At 59.6% G+C, this 2,793-nt stretch carries 2 protein-coding genes; one reads left to right on the top strand and one right to left on the bottom strand.

Going from position 1 to position 2,793, the window contains the following annotated elements:
* Positions 1-163: 163 nt before the first annotated feature.
* Positions 164-598 (top strand): Fur family transcriptional regulator, encoded by a 435-nt coding sequence (locus NW820_RS11675; RefSeq protein WP_414351968.1) that lies wholly within the window; start codon positions 164-166, stop codon positions 596-598.
* Between the two features lie 47 nt (positions 599-645).
* Here NW820_RS11675 and NW820_RS11670 read toward each other — a convergent pair whose 3' ends face one another.
* Positions 646-2,751, bottom strand: coding sequence for a thioredoxin domain-containing protein (locus NW820_RS11670; RefSeq protein ID WP_414407567.1), 2,106 nt, complete (start codon positions 2,749-2,751; stop codon positions 646-648).
* Positions 2,752-2,793: the final 42 nt, after the last annotated feature.

Genomic DNA, 2,793 nt, shown 5'->3' with positions numbered 1-2,793 from the left:
GCTCTTCCATCTGCGCACGGCCTGGACTCGGCTCGAAGATGGCTATGCGCGGCAGCTCTTGTAGAGTTCGGGGTGTTTTTTGAACAACTGTTGACGCACAAATGCTACCTTGGTAGAGATGAGCAACTACCTATCTCAGACTCGGTATGACTTGAGGTTTTCCATGCCTCGCCCCTTGGATTCTTTGGAAGCTGCTTTGGAACGGTGCCGGGAGTGCAATCTGCGTTTGAGCCGACAGCGCCGTTATATCCTGGAGCTGCTGTGGCAGTGTGGCGAGCACCTCTCCGCCCGCGAGATTTACGATCGCCTAAATCAGCAGGGCAAACCGATTGGCCACACGTCCGTTTATCAAAACCTGGAAGCTTTGGCCAGCCACAACATTGTCGAGTGCTTGGATCGTGCCGATGGGCGCCGCTACGGCAACCGCACCCATCCCCACAGCCACGTGAACTGTCTGGATAGCAACCGCATCTTGGATGTGGACGTGGAGCTGCCGCCTGAACTGCTGGCCCAAGTGGAGCAACAAACGGGCACCCGCATCCAAAGTTACCGCATTGAGTTTTTTGGGGTGGAAAAGCCTGCGCAGTCCCAGCCGTAACCTTGGCAAAGGGATCCCTGCTGCCCTGAGCAAAAGTTGGGCAAAGGTCAGTAAGCTCGATTTTGGCCTTTGCCGATTTGCGACTGGATTTGCTCGAGAGAACTGGCAGGGGCCAGGCATTTGTTGCCCCAGCACACCAGCCCTAGAGCTCCTTCCGGCAGAGGTTCGGTCTCGGTGGGGAGAGCAAAGACGGTGGTGGGCCAAGATCGTTGCTGAAAGGCGGGAATGGAATCGGCCTCCAGGGTGACTTTCACCCAATTGCTATACCAATCCAGTCCGGCAAAAAGGCTGGGGCAGGTGCGCGGCTGGGTGCTCATGATGTGGGCAAAGGTTTTCAAGGCCTGCTCTGCTCGTTCCAGGTAGTCCAGATCTCCGGTGAGGGCGGCCAGGCGCACCAGGTTGGCAATGGCCACCCCATTGGCTGCAGGGGTAGCGTTGTCCTGGAACTCCTTCTCTCGCACCAACAGCTCAGGGGCACTCTGGGCATCGCTGACAAAGTATCCCCCCCTGGCCGGATCCCACAGTTGCGCATCCATCTCCTGCTGGAGCTGGAGGGCAGCCTGCAACCAGTCTTGAGGGGTGGGATCCCCCACCAGGGGCAGGCAGGCTTGCTGCAAGTCCAACAGGGCCTTGATCAGCAGGGCGTAATCTTCTGACTTGGCGGGCACCTGAGCTGTGCCATCGTAGTTCAGGCGCAACAGGGATCCGGTCTCAGGGTGGCGCTGCTGGCTGAGGATGAATTGGGCAGCCCGCAGAGCGAATTGCAGATAGTCTGCGTTGCCGAACACTTGATAGGCCCGCGCCAGGCCGGAGATCATCAAGGCGTTCCAAGAGACGATCATCTTGGTGTCGGTGACAGGTGGGATTCGCCCTGGCCAGGATTGCAGACGGGCCGACTGGGCATCCACTGCCGGAGGGAAGGGAACTCGTCGCTCCGCAGAGCCATAGCGTGCCTGAAACAGATGGGTGGTCAAGGCGGCTTCAACTTCTGGCGGCAACGCTCCTCCCTGTTGGCGCTGCAAGACGATGCAGCCGGGCCGATCGGGGAAGTTGCCCCCCGGCGATAGGTCAAACGCCTGCTGCAAGGCGCGGAAGGTTTCTTCCCCCAAGAGCTCCTGCAGCTCCTGCCAGCGCCAGACGTAGAACTCTCCCTCCTCTGGCTCTCGATCCTCTGCCCGGGCAAAGCTGTCGGCATCTTGAGCGGCGTAGAAATACCCGGCAGGGGCGGTCATCTCTCGCGCCACCCACTCCACCGTCAGCCGCACCGCCCGCTCGATGGCCGGATCTTGGATACCGTGCGCCCACAGATCGGAGAGAAACTCTAGGATCTGCCCGTTGTCGTAGAGCATCTTTTCAAAGTGGGGCACCGTCCAGGTGGGATCCACGGTGTAGCGGTGAAAGCCGCCGGCCACATGGTCGAAGATCCCTCCCAGCACCAAGGCCATGCCCCGCTCTTTGGCCCGTTCCAGAGCGCTCATGGAGCCGGGGATCCCTTCTGGTGGGTCGAAGCGGGCCGAACGCAATACCAACTGAGCGTAGGGCATCATGGGAAATTGCTGCACCGCCCCGGCATTGGAGAGCAAAGGCTGGATCTTGGGGATCCCAGAGCGCAGCAGGTCGGCGGGAATGTGGTCTTCCGGCACTAAGTCGCTGAGGGTGGTCAGAGCCGTCAAAATCTGGCCTTTCATCTCCTCTATTTTTTCCTTTTCCTGCCGGTAAAACTGCAGGATGCGCTGCAGCAAGGCCAGAAACCCCGGGCGGCCAAAGCGGGGCTCTACGGGAAAATAGGTGCCGGCGTAAAAGGGCACCAGGTCATCGGGCGTGAGGAAAACATTGAGGGGCCACCCCCCCTGCCCGCTCATGAGCTGCAACGCCTGCATGTAGATGCTGTCGAGATCCGGCCGCTCCTCGCGATCCACCTTGATGGGCAAAAAATGGGCATTCAAAAAGGCGGCAATTTCAGGGTTGGAGAAGGCCTCGCCCTCCATGACCGTACACCAGTGGCAACTGGAATAGCCGATGGACAGAAAAATCGGCCTATCCTCGGCCCGGGCTTTCTCCAGAGCTTCTGGGATCCAAGGCCACCAGTCCACCGGGTTCTCGGCGTGCTTGCGCAAATAAAGGCTGGAACTTGTGGCGAGGCGATTGGCCATGAGTACACCCTCTCACCCTTTTTGCTTTTCAGGCTAGCGCGT

Source organism: Synechococcus sp. R55.7 (assembly GCF_047461955.1).
Lineage (GTDB): Bacteria > Cyanobacteriota > Cyanobacteriia > Thermostichales > Thermostichaceae > Thermostichus.
This window is presented reverse-complemented; position numbering and strand designations above follow the sequence as displayed.

What these genes read in the sequence shown, in the direction of transcription:
- NW820_RS11675 (WP_414351968.1), top strand. Translation starts at nt 164, where the DNA reads ATGCCTCGCCCCTTGGATTCTTTGGAAGCTGCTTTGGAACGGTGCCGG.
- NW820_RS11670 (WP_414407567.1), bottom strand. Translation starts at nt 2,751, where the DNA reads ATGGCCAATCGCCTCGCCACAAGTTCCAGCCTTTATTTGCGCAAGCAC.